This is a genomic window from Crossiella sp. CA198 (assembly GCF_052078295.1).
Classification (GTDB): Bacteria; Actinomycetota; Actinomycetes; order Mycobacteriales; family Pseudonocardiaceae; genus Crossiella.
In genome coordinates, this window is record NZ_JBQJIM010000016.1 from 195171 (window position 1) to 211291 (window position 16121).

The 16121-nt window shown below is 72.5% G+C and carries 14 protein-coding genes; 5 read left to right on the forward strand and 9 right to left on the reverse strand.

All coding sequences use genetic code 11. The features are described from left to right. The first annotated feature begins 51 nt into the window (after positions 1 to 51). Positions 52 to 1140 carry a hypothetical protein gene (locus ACTOWY_RS26785; RefSeq protein ID WP_441312408.1) on the forward strand — a complete coding sequence of 363 codons (1089 nt, stop codon included), beginning with the start codon at positions 52 to 54 and terminating at the stop codon, positions 1138 to 1140. Here the strand turns inward: ACTOWY_RS26785 and ACTOWY_RS26790 are convergent. From ACTOWY_RS26790 to ACTOWY_RS26815, 6 genes are all read right to left on the reverse strand, one after another. Then, the gene (locus ACTOWY_RS26790; RefSeq protein ID WP_441312409.1) at positions 1137 to 2309 is read right to left on the reverse strand and encodes a VWA domain-containing protein; all 1173 of its coding nucleotides are present in this window, start codon (positions 2307 to 2309) and stop codon (positions 1137 to 1139) included. The genes ACTOWY_RS26785 and ACTOWY_RS26790 overlap by 4 nt on opposite strands. Continuing rightward, positions 2306 to 4543, reverse strand: a complete 2238-nt coding sequence (locus tag ACTOWY_RS26795; protein ID WP_441312410.1) for a DUF5682 family protein — start codon at positions 4541 to 4543, stop codon at positions 2306 to 2308. The genes ACTOWY_RS26790 and ACTOWY_RS26795 overlap by 4 nt, the downstream gene beginning before the upstream one ends. Further along, on the reverse strand, positions 4543 to 5637 hold the full coding sequence (locus ACTOWY_RS26800) for an ATP-binding protein (RefSeq protein WP_441312411.1): 1095 nt from the start codon (positions 5635 to 5637) through the stop codon (positions 4543 to 4545). The genes ACTOWY_RS26795 and ACTOWY_RS26800 overlap by 1 nt, the downstream gene beginning before the upstream one ends. Further along, a complete protein-coding gene (locus ACTOWY_RS26805) occupies positions 5634 to 7049 on the reverse strand; it encodes a DUF5691 domain-containing protein (RefSeq protein WP_441312412.1) in 1416 nt (471 codons plus the stop codon). Before ACTOWY_RS26805 ends, ACTOWY_RS26800 begins: the two co-directional genes overlap by 4 nt. Then, complete coding sequence (locus ACTOWY_RS26810) at positions 7046 to 8344, reverse strand: SWIM zinc finger family protein (RefSeq protein ID WP_441312413.1); 1299 nt, start codon at positions 8342 to 8344, stop codon at positions 7046 to 7048. Before ACTOWY_RS26810 ends, ACTOWY_RS26805 begins: the two co-directional genes overlap by 4 nt. An 81-nt stretch (positions 8345 to 8425) precedes the next feature. Further along, positions 8426 to 9613 (reverse strand): homogentisate 1,2-dioxygenase, encoded by a 1188-nt coding sequence (locus ACTOWY_RS26815; RefSeq protein WP_441312415.1) that lies wholly within the window; start codon positions 9611 to 9613, stop codon positions 8426 to 8428. 69 nt (positions 9614 to 9682) lie between these two features. Between ACTOWY_RS26815 and ACTOWY_RS26820 the strand changes: the two genes are divergently transcribed. Genes ACTOWY_RS26820 through ACTOWY_RS26830 form a run of 3 tightly spaced genes read left to right on the forward strand, consistent with a single transcriptional unit; the run spans position 9683 to position 12419 of the window. Continuing rightward, positions 9683 to 10573 carry a hypothetical protein gene (locus ACTOWY_RS26820; protein ID WP_441312416.1) on the forward strand — a complete coding sequence of 297 codons (891 nt, stop codon included), beginning with the start codon at positions 9683 to 9685 and terminating at the stop codon, positions 10571 to 10573. Beyond that, a complete protein-coding gene (gene fahA, locus ACTOWY_RS26825; protein ID WP_441312417.1) occupies positions 10570 to 11763 on the forward strand; it encodes a fumarylacetoacetase in 1194 nt (397 codons plus the stop codon). The genes ACTOWY_RS26820 and fahA overlap by 4 nt, the downstream gene beginning before the upstream one ends. An 8-nt stretch (positions 11764 to 11771) precedes the next feature. Continuing rightward, complete coding sequence (locus ACTOWY_RS26830) at positions 11772 to 12419, forward strand: IclR family transcriptional regulator (RefSeq protein ID WP_247755127.1); 648 nt, start codon at positions 11772 to 11774, stop codon at positions 12417 to 12419. Between the two features lie 106 nt (positions 12420 to 12525). Here ACTOWY_RS26830 and ACTOWY_RS26835 read toward each other — a convergent pair whose 3' ends face one another. Genes ACTOWY_RS26835 through ACTOWY_RS26845 form a run of 3 tightly spaced genes read right to left on the reverse strand, consistent with a single transcriptional unit; the run spans position 12526 to position 14265 of the window. Next, entirely contained in the window at positions 12526 to 13101 is a 576-nt protein-coding gene (locus ACTOWY_RS26835) for a hypothetical protein (RefSeq protein ID WP_441312418.1), read from the reverse strand. Positions 13102 to 13143: 42 nt separating this feature from the next. Further along, positions 13144 to 13617 carry a DUF1203 domain-containing protein gene (locus ACTOWY_RS26840; protein WP_441312419.1) on the reverse strand — a complete coding sequence of 158 codons (474 nt, stop codon included), beginning with the start codon at positions 13615 to 13617 and terminating at the stop codon, positions 13144 to 13146. A 42-nt stretch (positions 13618 to 13659) separates the two neighbouring features. After that, entirely contained in the window at positions 13660 to 14265 is a 606-nt protein-coding gene (locus tag ACTOWY_RS26845) for a TMEM165/GDT1 family protein (protein ID WP_247755130.1), read from the reverse strand. Between the two features lie 364 nt (positions 14266 to 14629). Here ACTOWY_RS26845 and ACTOWY_RS26850 point away from each other — a divergent pair, with 364 nt between their 5' ends. Beyond that, positions 14630 to 16120 carry a cytochrome ubiquinol oxidase subunit I gene (locus tag ACTOWY_RS26850; protein ID WP_441312420.1) on the forward strand — a complete coding sequence of 497 codons (1491 nt, stop codon included), beginning with the start codon at positions 14630 to 14632 and terminating at the stop codon, positions 16118 to 16120. Position 16121 lies beyond the last annotated feature (1 nt).

Sequence of the window (16121 nt, forward strand, 5' to 3'; positions counted from 1 at the left end):
GGTTGGAGGAAAGTCAACCGACCGAGCGACCTCGATCTCTATCCTTGGCCGGTGCAGCCCATCCCGCCCGCCGTGGTCGCCCAACCGGTGACCGACCGTCCCGCGATCGAGGACCCCCGCGCCGCGGCCATCCAGACCTATCTGCGCAACCTGCTCATCACGCCGGCGCTGGCGCTCATGCTCGCCGGGGCGGTGTGGCTGCTGTTCACCGCGCTTGACCTCGACACCGGGGCCCTGCGGGTCGTGCTGGGTCTCCTGCTGCTGCTACTGGGGCTGCTGATCCAGCACGGCCCGGTGCTGCGCCGGAGTCGGGACCTCATGCGGGCGGAGCACTGGCGTCCGGTCCCGGTCACTGTGCTCGACAGGACTGCCAGCCACTTCCTGGTGGAGGCCGACGGCGTGTGCCTGCGCTTCCCCGAGGTGCGGGGCGGGATCGCGCATCGGGTGGCGCAGCGCACCGGCAGGCTCTGGCTGGTCGGCCCCTCGCCCGCCGGGGCCGTGGTGGCCATGCTGGACGGGTTCGGGGCACCGCTGTCCGGTCGCCGGGTCGGGCGCCCGGCCAACCTGATGCCGCCAGCGGAGGAGTCCTTCGGCAGTGCGGGCGTCGCGGGTGACGATCCGCTGGTCGCCGCGTGGGCCGAGGTGTCCAGCCGGGCGGTCCGATACCGGGTCTGGCCCCATCTGGGCGCGTTCGCCCTGGTCGCGCTGATCTTCCTCGACGCCTGGCTGTCCCAGGGAGCAGAGACGATCTTCGGCGTAGTCGGCCTGGTCGCCCTGGCTGTCTTCTTCCCCATTCAGCTGCGCGGCCACTACGCGGCCAAGCGCCGCTACCAGCCGTGGACCAGGCTGCCGGAACTGCTGCAGGCGGGCCCGTGGCAGGCGGTCGGCATCTCATTGGCCCCGTGGCAGCCCGGCCGGGGCGGGCACGCCGATGCGCATGGTGTCGTCCGCCTGGCCGACGGCACCGACCTGCCCATCCAGCTGCCGGAGGCCAACCTGGACCTCATCGGCAACATCCAGCAGGTCCAGGGCCTGTGGATCGCCGGCGACCCGGAGCCCGGCAAGCTGTTCGCGGTGGGCTACCCGGGCTTCCCGATCCTCGGCCTGGCCACCTTCAGCCAGGGAATGCGGCCGGTCTAGGCGCCGACCTGGATGCCCTCGGCCTCGGCCCAGGCCGCCACGTCCTCCTTGCGCAGCGCCGTGGCCAGCAGGTCCGGGAACAGGTCCGGAGTGCAGGCGAAGGCGGGCGCGCCCAGTGCGGAGAGCTGGGCGGCCAGTTCGTGGTCGTAGGCGGGTTTGCCGCTGTCGGACAGCGCCAGCAGCACCACCACGGTCACCCCGCTGGCCACCAGATCCCGGACCCGGCGTTGCAGTTCGCCGGCCACCCCGCCCTCGAACAGGTCGCTGATCAGCACCAGCACCGTGTCGGCCGGGCGGCGGATGTGCTGCTGGGCGTAGGCCATCGCCCGGTTGATGTCGGTGCCGCCGCCGAGCTGGGTGGCGAAGAGCAGGTCCACCGGGTCGTCGAGTTCCTCGGTCAGGTCGGCGATCTCGGTGTCGAAGACGACCAGCCGGGTGTGCACCGCGCGCAGCGAGGCCAGGGTGGCGCCGAAGACCGCGGAGTAGACCACCGACTCGGCCATCGAGCCGGACTGGTCGACCAGCAGCAGCACGTCCTTGAGCGCTGAACTGCGGCTGCGCCGCTGGGCGCCGATGAGCTGGTCCACCACCACGGTGCGCTGGGCGGGCTGGTAGTTGCGCAGGTTGGCCCGGATGGTGGCGTTCCAGTCCACATCGGACAGTCGCGGCCTGCGGGTGCGCCTTGACCGGTCGATGGCGCCGGTGACCGCGGCGATCAGCCGTTCGGCCAGCCGCTGCTCGATCTGCTCGACCACCTTGCGCACCACCAGCCGCGCGGTTTCCCTGGTGCGCGCCGGAATCGCCCTGGACAGCGACACCAGGGTGCCGACCAGCCGGACGTCGGGCTCCACAGTGGACAGCAGTTCCGGTTCCAGCAGCAGCTTGGTCAGCCCGAGCCGCTCCACCGCGTCCCGCTGCATCACCTGCACCACCGAGGCCGGGAAGTAGGTGCGCACATCACCCAGCCAGCGGTGCAGCACCGGCGCGCTGGAGCTGAGCCCGCCGCTGCGCTTGCCCTCGCTCTCCCCTGGGATGCCCTGCCCGCCACCGCCGTAGAGCGCGGTCAGCGCCGCGTCCCGGCGCCGGTCGTCGGCGTCCAGCTCGCCCAGCTCGTTGGCGGCCGGGCCCAGCAGCAGCCGCCAGCGGCGCAGTCGTTCCGCCTCGCTCATCGGGTGCCCGCCCTCCGGTACAGCTCACGCACGAATCCGGTCAGCCGTTCGGCCAGTCCGGGGTCCCAGTCGGTGTCGGCCACCGCGGTCCGGCCCGCGCCCGCGGCGATCCGCTCGGCCAGGGTGCGGCGTTCCGGGCCGCTGAAGGTGCCCACCGCGCGCCGCAGCAGCGGCAGCGCGTCCGCGAAAGCCTCTCCGTCCAGTCCGGACAGCCAGCCGTCCACCAGGCCCAGCAGCCGGGTATCCGCGGCCAGCAACGCGGCCGAGCCGTGCAGGAAGCCGGCCACGAACGCGGCCGCGGCGCCCGGGACACCGCGCAGCGAGACCGCGCGGTGCAGCCGGGCCGCCACCGCCTCGGTGTCCAGTCGCCCGGACTCCCACAGCAACCGGCAGGCCCGCCCGGTGGGCAGCCCGTGCCCGGCCTTGGCCGGATCATGCGCGCCCAGCTCGACCAGCCGCCGCAACGCCTCCCACCAGGCCGCCGCGTGTTCCTCGTCCGCGGCCAGCCGCACTGCCTCATGTGCTCCATCCACAATGGACAGTGCGTGGGCCGCGGTCTCCTCGTCGATGTTCAGGCAGGCCATCGGCAGTCCGACCGCGCCGCGGGCGAGCAGTCCGTGCAACGCGGTGCGCAGCAGTCCGGGATCGGTGTCCCGGACCGAGCCGTAGCGGACCGTGCGGGCCAGCGCGGGCAGTGCGGTCAGCAGCTCGATCGCGTCGGTGGCCGCCGCGGCGCACCGGTCCAGCCCGGCCCGCGCGGCCAGCACCGCCGAGGGCAGCTCCGCGCCCACCGCGACGTCGAGCACCTGGGCCGCCTCGGCCACGCTGGACAGCCGCGCGGACTCGGTGACCAGCACCTGCGTTGCCGCCGCCTCGACCGTGGTGCCGTGCCGGGCCGCCGCGGCCAGCGCCACCGCCAGACCCGGGTCCCAGCGCAGCGTCCAGCCCTCGGTGAAGGTGCCCAGCCCGCCGGTCTCCTCCGGCTCGCCCCAGTGCACCTCCAGCACCCGCAACCGCCGCAACAGCTTCGAGCGTTCCCGATCGATGCCCTTGCGCAGGTCCAGCCGCAGGTTCCGCTCGGCCGCCTCCGGTGGCAGCCGCAGCCGCCGCTGCAACCGGGCCACGTCCGCGGCCAGTGGCGAGCGCGGCACCTTGTCCCCGACCGCGCCCAGCTCCTCGCCAACCACCAGGCGTTCCCGCACCAGTTTCAGCCCGGTGTCGTCCCCGCCGCAGAGCACCGCCAGGGTCGCCTCGGTGACCTCGGTCAGCCCGGCCGAGGGCCGCCCGCGGATCGCGGCCAGGGTCTCGGCCAGCCGCACCGCCTCCACCGCGCCTGCCGTGGAGGCGGGCAAACCCTGATCCCGCAACACCTGCGCGGTCCGGGCCAGCCAGCGCGGCAGCACATCCCCGGCCGGGGCCCGCTCCCACAGGTGCGCGTACCAGCCCGGCGAGTCCACCCCGGCCCCGTAGCCGGAGGTCGCGGCCAGCCGCCCGTGGCTCCACGGCACCCAGCTCCCGGCCACCTTCAGCCTCGGCTGCCCGCGCAGCAGCGCCGCGTCCCCGGTGGCGGCCGGAAGCTGGCGCAGCGCGGGCACGTGCCAGGCCCCGCAGACCACCGCGATCGGCCCGTCGGTGTCCTTGAGCGCCTTGCGCAGGTTCTGCCGCATGGCCGCCTCCCGCCGCAGCGTGTGCTCGTCCACCGTGTCGGCGAACTCCTCGCGCAGCGCGCCCATCGCCTCGGCCACCGCCTCGGCCAGGCCCAGCGGATCCGCGGCGGAATGCTCGACCACGTCCTCCCACCAGCGCTCCGGATCATCGAACCCGGCCGCCTCGGCCAGCACCGCCAGCGGATCGACCAGCACCTTCTTCTCGACCGGCTCCTCGGGCGGATTCACCGCCCTGGCCAGCGACATCGCCGCGGGCAGGTCGAAGAAGCGCACCGTGGCGCCGTGTTCGGCGCCCCAGCTCAGCGCCTGCCACTCGGGGGAGAAGCGGGCGAACGGCCAGAACGAGGCACTGGCCGGATCGGCCTCGTCGTGCAGCAGCAACGCCACCGGCGGCGTCAGCTCCGGCACGTGCGCCAGCAGCGCGTCCCCCTCCGGCGGCCCCTCGATGAGGATCACCTTGGGGGACAGGGTCTCCAGCGCCGCGCGCACCATCCGCGCCGAGCCGGGGCCGTGGTGCCGGATGCCGAGCAGGGTGACCCGCTCGGGCAGGGACTGGGTTCGGGCCATCAGACGCCGAGTTCCCGGCAGGCGCGGTAGAGGTCCCGCCACTCCTGACGTTCCTTGACCACGGCCTCCAGGTACTCCTGCCACGCGGCCGCGTCCGAGACCCGGTCCTTGACCACCGCGCCGAGCAGTCCGGCGGCCAGCTCGTCCGCGCCGATGGTCCCGTCGCCGAAGTGCGCGGCCAGCGCCATCCCGCTGGTCACCACCGAGATCGCCTCGGCGGTGGACAGGCTGCCGCTGGGCTTCTTCAGCTGGGTGCGGCCGTCCGCGGTGCCGCCGTTGCGCAGCTCGCGGAAGATCCGCACCACCCGGCGCACCTCGGCCAGCGAGGGCGGCTCGGCTGGCAGCTGCAGGGCGCGACCCAGCTGGGCCGAGCGCTGCGCGACGATCTCCACCTCGGCGTCCTCGGTGGCGGGCGGCGGCAGCACCACGGTGTTGAACCGCCGGGCCAGCGCGGCCGACATCTGGTTGACCCCGCGGTCCCGGTCGTTGGCGGTGGCGATGACGGTGAACCCGGCGATGGCCTGCACCTGCATGTTCAGCTCCGGCACCGGCAGCGCCTTCTCGCTGAGCACGGTGATCAGCGAGTCCTGCACCTCCGAGGGCATCCGGGTCAGCTCCTCGATCCGGGCCACCGCCCCGGTGCGCATCGCGCGCAGCACCGGCGAGGGCACCAGCGCGGCCTCGCTCGGGCCCTCGGCGATCAGCCGGGCGTAGTTCCAGCCGTAGCGCAGCGAGTCCTCGCCGGTGCCCGCGGTGCCCTGCACCACCAGCGTGGAATCACCGCTGACCGCGGCCGCCAGGTGCTCGGACAGCCAGGACTTGGCCGTGCCCGGCACACCGAGCAGCAGCAGCGCCCGGTCGGTGACCAGGGTGCCCACCGCGACCTCCACCAGCCGCCGGTTGCCGATGTACTTGGGCGTGATCACCGTGCCGTCCGGCAGCCTGCCGCCGAGCACGTAACGCACCACCGCCTGCGGGGACATCCGCCAGCGCGGCGGGCGCGGGCGGTCGTCCGCGGCGGCGACCGCGGCCAGTTCGGCGGCGTACTGCTCTTCGGCGCTGGGGCGGAGTGCGCCGCCGGTCTCGGTCGTCACGCCGGGTCCTTCCGATCGTCGAGCGCACGGAACAGTTCGGTGCGCAGTTCCAGTACTGAGTGTTCGGCGCCGTGTTCGGGCCAGCGCTGGCTGATCCGCGGCCACAGCTCGGTCAGCACGCCCAGATCGCCGCGGCGCATGAGCAGCTCGGGCGGGTAGCCGGGACGCCAGCGGCGGTCGCTCATCTCGGCGTAGCGGGCCAGCACCGCGCGGGTGGTCTCGGCGGGCCACGGGCCGGGCAGCCCGGAGCAGGCGTGGTCGAGCACGTCGTAGTTCCACCGGCCGACCAGCCCGGTCAGCGCCCGCGCGGCCAGGTCGGTGGGCAGCTCGCTGAGGATGTCCAGCAGATCGGCCTGGGAGAGCACCTTGGCCACCGCGGGCAGCCAGCGCAGCGGATCGGCCGAGCGCGGCAGTGCGGCGGCGATCCCCTTGAGCAGCATCGGCGCCCACGGCGAGGCGCGCAGCAGTCGTTCCGCGCCTGCCCCGAGCAGTTCGGTGAACAGCTCCGGCGGCACCCCGCTGGCCGCGCCGAGCAGCCGTCCGCTGACCCCGCTCTCCAACGTGCCTTCCCGCAACAGGTCCCGCACCTCGGCCGGATCCGGCTCCGCGCCGTAGGGGCCGTCCTCGCGTACGGTCAGCTCGTCCCGCCACACGTGCAGTCCGGTCCGCAGCCGGGCAGCGGATCGCTGGGACAGCGCGGATCCGGGCAGCAGCCGGAGCAGCCGGACCGCCTCGTTGTGCACCGCGCCCGCCCGGTCGTCCAGCGCGGACTCCAGCAGCGGCTCGTCATCGGCGCTGAGCCCGTCGGCCAGCGCGGTGATCAGCAGCCGCCGGTCCCCGGCCCGCCACAGCCCGGACCAGCCCGCCGTGATCAGCCGCCGCACCCCGGCCGGATCGGACAGCCGAGCCCAGCGCAGCCCGGCTTTGCGTTGCGGCAACGGCAGATCGAGCAGGTCGTTGAGGTCCTCCAGGCGGTCCGGCGTCTCCGGGGTGCCCGCGGCCCAGGACCAGGACGGCCGCATCCCGGCCAGCCAGCGACCACGGCCGCCGAGCACCTCGACGATCTCCGGCCGGCAGCCGGTGCGCGCGGTGCCCGCGGCCAGCAGATCCGGCAGCGCCCGCGGCGGCGCGATCTTGCCGGCCCTGGCCACCGCCAGGCACCACTCGGTGAGCAGGTGGGCGTCCTCCCAGGCCAGGATCTGGCTCAACAGCGCGGCAGTGCGGTCCGAGGCCGCCGGTTTGCTCTCCTGCGGCGCGGGCGCGAGCAGTTCGATGCCGCCGCTGCGCGGTTGCGCCGCGCCATGCCGGGCCAGCCCGAACGCGGCGCAGTCGGCCAGCAGCTCCTGACTGTCCACAGTGGACCGGGTGGCGCCGACCAGCAGCCGCTGCACGGTCTCCAGCCACGCGCTCACGTCAGCACCACCGGCGCCTCGCCCGGCGCGGCGACCGCGCCCAGGGTCAGCGTCCACCCGTTCCACAGGCACACCGCGTCGAAGGGCCCGCCGCCGTGCAGGGCCAGCGCCCGGTCCACCGCGCTGTCCTGGCGCACCGGCAGCCACCGGCCCTCGGCGTCCACCAGCCCGTGCTCGTTGCCGGCCACGCCGAGCCGGACCCGTTGGCAGCCCAGCGGATGCCGCCGCTGCCACGGATCGGCCACCAGCGCGGGCTCCAGCCCGGCCAGCGCCGAGGTCCAGTCCGCTGGCAGCTCGATCGCCCCGGCCGCACGCACTTCCCCCATGTCCCCCACCGACATCCGCCGCGGCAGGCCCGCCGGGTACGGGTACAGCGTGCCCTCGAACTCCCCGCCCAGCGGCAGCGCGGGCATGATCCCCGGCCCGCCGAGCACGCCGTGCCGCTGCACGGTCACCCACTCCCGCCGCTGCCGCGCCCAGGCCCACTGCCGCACGGTGCGGATCCGCCCGTCGTCGGAATCCCGCAGCAGCAACGTCACCCAGTGATCGGTCCAGCCCTCGCCCGCGCGGACCTCCTCCTCGCGCACGGTGAAACCCAGCCGTCGCCGCACCACCCCGGCCAGCTCCGCGGGCGGATCCGGCGCGATGGTGGCCAGCAGGTGCAGCCCGCCGATCCGGTCCGTGGCGATCTCGGCCCAGTGCCGCCCGCCCGCGCGCACCACCGCGGACAGCTCGGTGATCGACTCGGCCAGTCCGGGCGCCTTGGCGTCCACCATCCGGGCCGCCGACACCCGCCACCACTCCGGCTCCCGCGAGGGCAGCCCGGCGATCCCGCCCGCGGCCAGATCGGCCAGCCACTCGCGCAACCCGGTCACCCCGGCCTGCACCGCGGCCGCCCGCTTGGCCGCGGTCCGCGCACTGGCCGCGGCCCGCCGCGTCAGCGCCTCGGCCGAGCTGTCCGGCTCGACCGGCGCGGTGCGGGCCTCCCGTTTGGCCAGCCACTCCCCGGCCCACTGCGGCGGCACGCCTGCGGCCACCTTGTCCTGGGCGTGCAGCAGCTGCAGGGCCAGCGCGTGCTTGCACGGGAACTTCCGGGACGGGCAGGAGCACCTGGGCGTGCGGTCGCCCAGGTCGACACACACCTGGTACGGCGTCTTGCCGCTGCCCCGGCACAACCCCCAGAGCAGCGACTCGTCCCGGCCCAGCCCGTCCCAGCCGGCCAGGGCGGTCAGCTTGGCCGCGCTGGCCGCGACCTGCTGGTCGGGCGCCAGCGCCAGCACCGCGTCGACATCCACGGCCCGAACCCTAGGGCCCCGCACTGACAGTCTGTCCCCCTCCGCACACGCAGCGGAGGGGGACGGAACTGGTAATGCGGGTCAGGTCCAGTCGGGGCCGCGGCGGGCCCAGGACCAGGCGTAGCGCGGGTCCTCGCAGTCCTGCGCGGCCTCGCCCAGCTCCAGCGGCCGGAAGGTGTCCACCATGACCGCGGTCTCGTCGAAGTAGTCCGCCCCAAGGGACGCCTCAACGGCCCCCGGCTGCGGTCCATGAGTGCAGCCGGAAGGGTGCAGCGACATGGATCCGATGCCGATCCCGGAGCCCTTGCGCGCCTCGTAGTCGCCGCCGACGTAGAACATCAGCTCGTCGGAGTCCACATTCGCGTGGTTGTAGGGCACCGGCACCGCGAGCGGGTGGTAGTCGACCTTGCGCGGGCAGAACGAGCAGACCACGAAGTTCGGGCCCTCGAAGGTCTGGTGCACCGGCGGCGGCTGGTGCACCCGGCCGGTGATCGGCTCGAAATCGCGCACGTTGAACGCCCACGGGTACAGGCACCCGTCCCAGCCGACCACGTCGAAGGGGTGGTTGGCGTAGGTGAACCTGGTCAGCCCCGACCGGTGCCGGACCAGCACCTCCACGTCGGTGCCCTCGACCAGCAGCGGCTCGGTCGGCCCACGCTGATCCCGCTCGCAGTAGGGCGCGTGCTCCAGGAACTGGCCCTTGCTGGACAGGTAGCGCTTGGGCGGCCCGATGTGCCCGGTGGCCTCCAGCACCAGCAGCCGGAGCTGCTCAGTGCCGGTGGGCACCACCCGGTAGGTGCAGGAGGTCGGGATGACCACGTAGTCGCCGTCGGCGACCGCGAGCGGCCCGTAGATGGTCTCGATCACCGCGGCGCCGGTCTGCACGTAGAGCAGCTCGTCGCCGAAGGCGTTGCGGTAGAGCGGGCTGGCCGTGGTCGGCGCGGTGAAGCAGATCGCGACGTCGGCGTTGCCGAAGAGCAACCGCCGCCCGGTGACCGCGTCCACCTCGGCAGGCGCGTCCCACGTCAGGTCCTGGGTGCGGAAGTGCCGTGGCTTGAGCGGCTGGTTGGCCGTGGTCGTGCCCCGCCATTCGGCCACGACCTCGGCGTTCACGATCGCGGTCGGCAGATGCCGGTGGTAGAGCAGGGCCGAGTCGGAGGAGAAACCCTCCACGCCCATCAGCTCTTCGGCGTACAGCTTGCCGTCCGGATCGCGGAACTGGGTGTGGCGCTTTTGGGGGATCGAACCCACCGCGCGGTAGTAAGGCATTGCTCCCTCCGGGTGTTCGGAGACCGGACATTTTTGTTCGGTTCCGTGGACACCACTAGCGTGTCAGCCGTGTCAAGCGTCGCTGAGCTCCGTGCGCCCGGTCCGCGCGGTACACCGCCCCTGCTCGCAAGGCTGGTCGATGACGCGGCGTTGTTCCCGCCGGGCAACGCCCCGATGGCGGACGCGCTGCGCAATCACCTGCAGGCCAGAACCGAATCCTGGTCCGGTGTGGTCGGCCTTTTCCTGTGCAACGCCTCCCGGCTGCCCGAGCTGATCACCGAGCTGATCAAGATCAAACCGGTCAAGCCGGTGGGTCTGTCACTGGTGATCGACACCGGCCTGAGCGCCGTGCCCAAGGCCATCTCCATCGTCGAGTCCCGCACCGAACTGCTCGCCCTGCGCATGGTCGAGATGCCCGCGCCGTCGGAGGTCGACGACGTGTGGCTGGAACGCGTCTCGGAGTTCGTGCCCGAGGACGTCATCCGGGTCATCGAGCCACGCCGCCCGAGCCAGAACACCGAGGCCGGGACCAGCAGCGAATGGCTGGACAGCGTGCGCCGGGTGGCCGAGCACGGCAGCTGGCCCAAGCTGCGCTGCGGCGGCCAGACCCCGGAGGCGTTCCCGAGCATCGAGGAGGTCGCCGACTTCCTCAGCGTGGCCAGCACCACCGGTGTGCCGTTCAAGGCCACCGCCGGGCTGCACAACGCGCTGCGGCACCGGGACGAGGAGACCGGGTTCAACCACCACGGTTTCCTGAACCTGCTGGTCGCCACCGCCCGCACGCTCTCCGGCAAGGACGCCCGCGAGGCGCTGGCCAGCGACGATCCCGAGGCACTCGCCGAGGAGGCCAAGGCGCTGCCGGAGGCCGCCGCGCACGCCGTGCGCGGTGTGTTCGCCTCCTACGGCTCCTGCTCGCTCACCGAACCGGTGGAGGACCTGGAAGGGCTGGGCCTGTTGTGAGCTGGATCAAGGACCCGGCCTTCACGGCCCAGTCGCCGTTCGGCCCGCAGACCCTGCCCTACGGCGTGATCGACGCGGGCTCCGGCCCGATGGTGGCGGTGCGGGTGGGCGAGCACGCGCTGCCGCTGCGCGCACTGGACCTGGGCGCCCGGCTGAGCCCACTGGTGGCCGGGGAGTCCCTGGACGACCTGCTGGCCGCCGGAGCGCCGCTGTGGAGCGAACTGCGCGCCCGGCTGACCGAACTGGTCGGGCTGCCAGGCACGCCGACCGGCGCCGACCTGCTGCCGCTGAGCGCGGTCCGCTCGCTGCTGCCCTTCCGGGTCGGCGACTACGTGGACTTCTACTCCTCGCGGCACCACGCGGAGAACGTTGGCCGGATGTTCCGCCCCGACGGCGACCCACTGCTGCCCAACTGGACCCATCTGCCGGTCGGCTACCACGGCCGCGCAGGCACCGTGGTGGTCTCCGGCACCGACGTGGTCCGCCCGCACGGCCAGAGCCGCCCGCCAGGCGCCGACGCGCCCGGTTTCGGCCCGAGCAAGCGGCTGGACATCGAGGCCGAGGTCGGCTTCGTCTGCGGCGGACCGGTCGCCTCCCGGGTGTCCACCTCGGCCGCGGCCGAGCACCTCTTCGGCGTGGTGCTGCTCAACGACTGGTCCGCCAGGGACATCCAGGCCTGGGAGTACGTGCCGCTGGGCCCGTTCCTCGGCAAGTCCTTCCTGACCTCGATCTCGGCCTGGATCACCCCGCTGGAGGCGTTCAGCAACGCCCGCCTGCCCACCCCGTCCGCGCCGCACCCGCTGCTGGACTACCTGGTCGAGGACCAGCACTGGGGCCTGGACCTGCGCATCCAGGTGACCTGGAACGGTTCGCTGGTCGCCGAGCCGCCCTTCGCCGAGATGTCCTGGTCCGCGGCCCAGCAGCTGGCGCACATGACGGTCAACGGCGCCACCGTGCGCCCCGGCGATCTGTTCGGTTCCGGCACGGTCTCCGGGGCGGACAAGCGCCAGCGCGGTAGCTTCCTGGAACTGTCCTGGGGCGGCAAGGAACCGGTCACCCTGGCCGACGGCACCGAGCGGACCTTCCTGGCCGACGGCGACACGGTGGTGCTGACCGCCACCGCGCCAGGGCCCGGCGGTTCGCTGGTGGGCCTGAGCGAGGTCGCCGGAACCGTGGTGAGCGGAGAGTAGGGAGCGGTATGGGAGCGGTGCCCGGAGCGGCCAGGGAGAGTTCCCTCACCCTGGAACGCGGGCTCGCCCTGCTCCAGGCGGTGGCCGACGCGGACACCGAGGCCCCCAGCATCAGCGACCTGGCCACCGCCATCGGCGCGAGCCGAGCAGCCATCTACCGCCTGCTCGGCCCGCTCCAGGCCCGCGGCCTGGTCCGCCGCGAGGGCTCCCGGGTCCGCCTCGGCCTCGGCGTGCTGCAACTGGCAGGCCGGGTGCTGCCGCAGCTGCGCTTCGCCGCCCTGCCCGCCCTGCGCGGCCTGGCCGAGAAGATCGGCGCCACCGCCCACCTCACCGTCGTGCACGGCAACGAGGCCCAGGCAGTGGCGGTGGTCGAACCCTCCTGGACCGCCTACCACGTCGCCTACCGGGTAGGCACCCGTCACCCGGTCCAGCGCGGCGCCGCCGGCCGCGCCATCAACCTGCCAGCCGACGGCCCCGAGTGGGTGGCCAGCTCCGGCGAACTCCAGGCGGGCGCACACGGCGTCGCCGCCCCGGTCCGCGGCGTCCCCGGCCTGCAGGCCAGCGTCGGCGTGGTCTCCTTCGAACCACTCAAGGCCGACGAGGTGGGCCCGCACGTGGTGGCCGCCGCGGCCGCAGTGGCCGTCGCCCTGCGCTGACCCCGCCCCCTGGTGTAGACTTGCCGCAGAGCTGGTCGGTCCGCGGACGCGGCCAGAAGTGAGCCGGGGAACGAGCCTGACGGAGATCAGGACCCCCGGCTTCGCGCTATCTGGGGTCAAGTTCGGTCACCTCGATCGGGTGCGCCGCATTGATGATCTCCCACGGTTTCAGCTCGCCGTGCCGCGTGGCCGCCACGTAGGACGAGGCGACAAAATCCGCGAGCCAGAGCAGGGCGAGGTCCTTGCCCGCATGGTCCACCCGCAGCTGCGCGGTGAGCCGATGCGTCTTGCGCAGCCGATCAGCGGTCCGCCGGTCGAACCGGTCACCACCCGCCCGGCTCTCCAGCACCACGTGATCCACCCGTTCCACGTGCTGCAGCCGGGGCAGCAACTCGCACAGCAACCGGGCCCGCGCCTTCTCCTGGCCCGAGTCGGTGGTGGCGGTGGTGGCCATGATCGCCCCGAGCACCGGGGCTTCCGCGATGGCCTGCGCGATCATCACCCGCCGGTCCTGGCTCTCCTTGCGGAAGTGCAGCGGCAACTTCTCGCTGGCCTGCAGCGCGGTCAGGGTGGTCGTGATCGCGGCATGTTCCTCGCTGCTGCTCAGAACTGCGGCGACGACATAGAGCCGCCGACCGTCGGGCAGACGGGCGGCGGCTTCGTCGACGTGGGCGGTGCGCACCCGGCCACGTTAGCGGTCGGTGATCAGAACGTTATTTTCAGGTTATCGTGGCAAACGGCGGACCTCGAAGTGGAAGCAGCCGAACTCCACCGCCCGCACGTGAATGAACGCGATCTCCGGATCCCCGAACATCTCCCCCAGTACGCACTCCGCGACTTCGCCGGGCTGCGCCAGTCGCCCACCCAGAATCCGCCCATTCCGGCGATAAGCCCGGTAAACCCGCGACGCCCCCCGGTGTGCCTCCGGGAACCCCTGATCCACCGGCCCACCGCAGTCCGCGGCGTGGATGAAAACCGGCCCCGACTCCAGGTAGGGCCCAGGATCGGCCCCGGTCTCGGCCACCCACTCACGCAACGGCGCATACGACACCAGCGCAATTTCCTCGCCTGCCTTGGCCCGGCCAAGACAACACCGCAGCGGACTGCCGCCCTCTTCATCGACAAGAAGTTCGGCGCCTTCCTGGGCGCGCAACGTCGCCAAAGTCTTAGGCGGAATAGCCAAGATCTCGAATCCCATACCGCCAGCCTCGCCGTCCTGCCCGGCGAAGTCCGGCGGAAATCAGCCGCCGAAGACGGCCTGCCCGGCAGCCAGCAACGCGAACACGGTGAACACCCCGCCCGCGACCCGCTGGATCAGATGGGTGGGCAGCCGGTGCCGTACCTTCCGGCCGACCAGCACCGCGATCGCGGCCACCGTCACCAGCGCCAGGAAGGCGCCAAGGCCGACCTCAAGCGGTGCGGCGTAGCGGGCGGTCAGGGCGGCGATGGCCAGCTGGGAGGCATCGCCCCACTCGGCCGCGAACAGCACGCCGAAGGAGGTCAGCGTCGCCCGCCAGGCCGGGACCTCCTGTTCACCGGCGCCCGCCGCGTCGTCCTCGCCCTGCTCGACCTTGCGGAAACCCTCGCGCAGCAGCATGAACGCGCCGATGCCGAACATCAGCGCGACCACCGCGGCGACCAGTTGCGGAGGCAGCAGGGTCAGCGCGCTGCCGAAGGCGACCGCGATCACGCACTGCACCGCGAAGGCGGCGGTGACTCCGATGAACACCGGCCAGGCCCGGTACCTGGTGGTCAGCACCAGGGTGGCGATCAGCGTTTTGTCCGGCAGCTCGACCGGTAGCACCAGCGCGAACGCGGCGCCCAGTGCGAGCAGGGAGAACGTCATCTGCCTGGGTCCCTCTCCGTGGATGCGACCCAGACGGAGGCAGGATGACTCCGACCGGGCATGGTCAACCCGGCCGGAGGTCTCGTTCGCCCACGGACACCGTGGGTGAGGGACCGGAACGCCGCAATGGGCGTTCAGTATGTCGATCACCTCGCCGAACCACCGCCGGCGAACCGGCGGCGACTGCGGGAACTACTCCCCTCAGGCAAGGCGATCCTAACCCGGCGATCCGGGCGAAGCGAGTTACCGCGCGGGGTGAGGCCGGTCACCGGGACCTTGGTCCTGCCACCGGGGGACCCTCGGCCGGGCGAGAGAGGACTCCGGTACCTGCTGCTCAGGCCGGGGCCGGGGCAGGCTGAAAGCCGTGGAGGTCCTCGATATCGCGCGGTGGCAGTTCGGCATCACCACCGTCTACCACTTCCTGATGGTGCCCCTGACCATCGGCCTGTCGCTGCTGGTGGCAGGCATGCAGACGGCCTGGCACCGCACCGGCAACCCCAAGTACCTGGCGATGACCAAGTTCTGGGGCAAGCTGATGCTGATCAACTTCGCCATGGGCGTGGTGACCGGCATCGTGCAGGAGTTCCAGTTCGGCATGTCCTGGAGCGAGTACTCCCGGTTCGTCGGCGACGTCTTCGGCTCGCTGCTGGCGATCGAGGGTCTGGTCGCCTTCTTCGTCGAGTCGACCTTCCTCGGCCTGTGGATCTTCGGCTGGTCCCGGCTGCCCAAGCGGGTGCACCTGGCCTGCATCTGGGCCGCCTCGCTGGCCACGGTCGCCTCGGCCTACTTCATCCTGTCCGCGAACTCCTGGATGCAGCACCCGGTCGGCGCCATCCTCGGCCCCAACGGCCGCCCGCAGCTGCGCTCGATCGGCGACCTGCTGACCAACTCCACCGTGCTGGCCGCCTTCCCGCACACCATGTTCGGCGCGCTCGCGGTGGCCGCCGCGCTGCTGGTCGGCGTCTCGGTCTGGCACCTGGCCCGGCGCAAGGGCACTGAAACCCCGGTGTGGCGGGCCTCGGTGAAGCTGGGCGGCTGGGTCGGCGTGATCGCCTTCGCCGGGGTCGCGCTGACCGGCGACCTGCAGTCTAAGCTGATGTTCGAGCAGCAGCCGATGAAGATGGCCGCGGCCGAAGCCCTGTGCCACACCGAGAAACCAGCCGGGTTCTCCATCTTCGCGGTCGGCGATGTGACCAGGCCGGACTGCGAGAGCGTCAAGAGCATCACCGTGCCCGCGCTGCTGTCCTTCCTGGCCAACAGCGATCTCAACTCCGAGGTCAAGGGCATCGAGGACCTGGTCAAGATCTACAAACAGAAGTACGGCGAGAACTACCCCAACGACCCGCGGATGGGTTCCTTCGCCGGCCAGCCGATCGAGTACGTGCCCAACCTGCCGGTGACCTACTGGGGCTTCCGGCTGATGATCGGCTTCGGCGCGCTGGCCGCGCTCGCCTCGGCCGCCGCGCTGTGGCTGACCCGCAAGGGGCGCCTGCCCAAGGGCCGCTGGTTCGTCTGGGCCGCGCTCGGCGGGATCGCCACCCCGTTCCTGGCCAACAGCTTCGGCTGGATCTTCACCGAGATGGGCCGCCAGCCGTTCGTGGTGGTGCCCAACCCCAGCGGGGTGGACGGGGTGTGGATGTACACCGCGCAGGCGGTCTCCGCGATCAGCACGACCGAGGCGCTGATCTCGCTGATCTCCTTGACCACGCTCTACGGCGTGCTCGCCGTGGTCGAGTTCTTCCTGCTCCGCCGCTACGCGATGGCGGGCGTCGCCGGGGTGATGCCCCCCAAACCCGAGGAACCGGACGAGGGCGAGAAAAAGAAGTCCGACGACGTCCTGGCCTTCGCCTACTAGG

Excerpts from the sequence above, each read along its gene's own strand:
- ACTOWY_RS26790 (WP_441312409.1), bottom strand. The coding sequence starts at position 2,309 with ATGAGCGAGGCGGAACGACTGCGCCGCTGGCGGCTGCTGCTGGGCCCG.
- ACTOWY_RS26795 (WP_441312410.1), bottom strand. The coding sequence starts at position 4,543 with ATGGCCCGAACCCAGTCCCTGCCCGAGCGGGTCACCCTGCTCGGCATC.
- ACTOWY_RS26815 (WP_441312415.1), bottom strand. The coding sequence starts at position 9,613 with ATGCCTTACTACCGCGCGGTGGGTTCGATCCCCCAAAAGCGCCACACC.
- ACTOWY_RS26830 (WP_247755127.1), top strand. The coding sequence starts at position 11,772 with ATGGGAGCGGTGCCCGGAGCGGCCAGGGAGAGTTCCCTCACCCTGGAA.
- ACTOWY_RS26840 (WP_441312419.1), bottom strand. The coding sequence starts at position 13,617 with ATGGGATTCGAGATCTTGGCTATTCCGCCTAAGACTTTGGCGACGTTG.
- ACTOWY_RS26845 (WP_247755130.1), bottom strand. The coding sequence starts at position 14,265 with ATGACGTTCTCCCTGCTCGCACTGGGCGCCGCGTTCGCGCTGGTGCTA.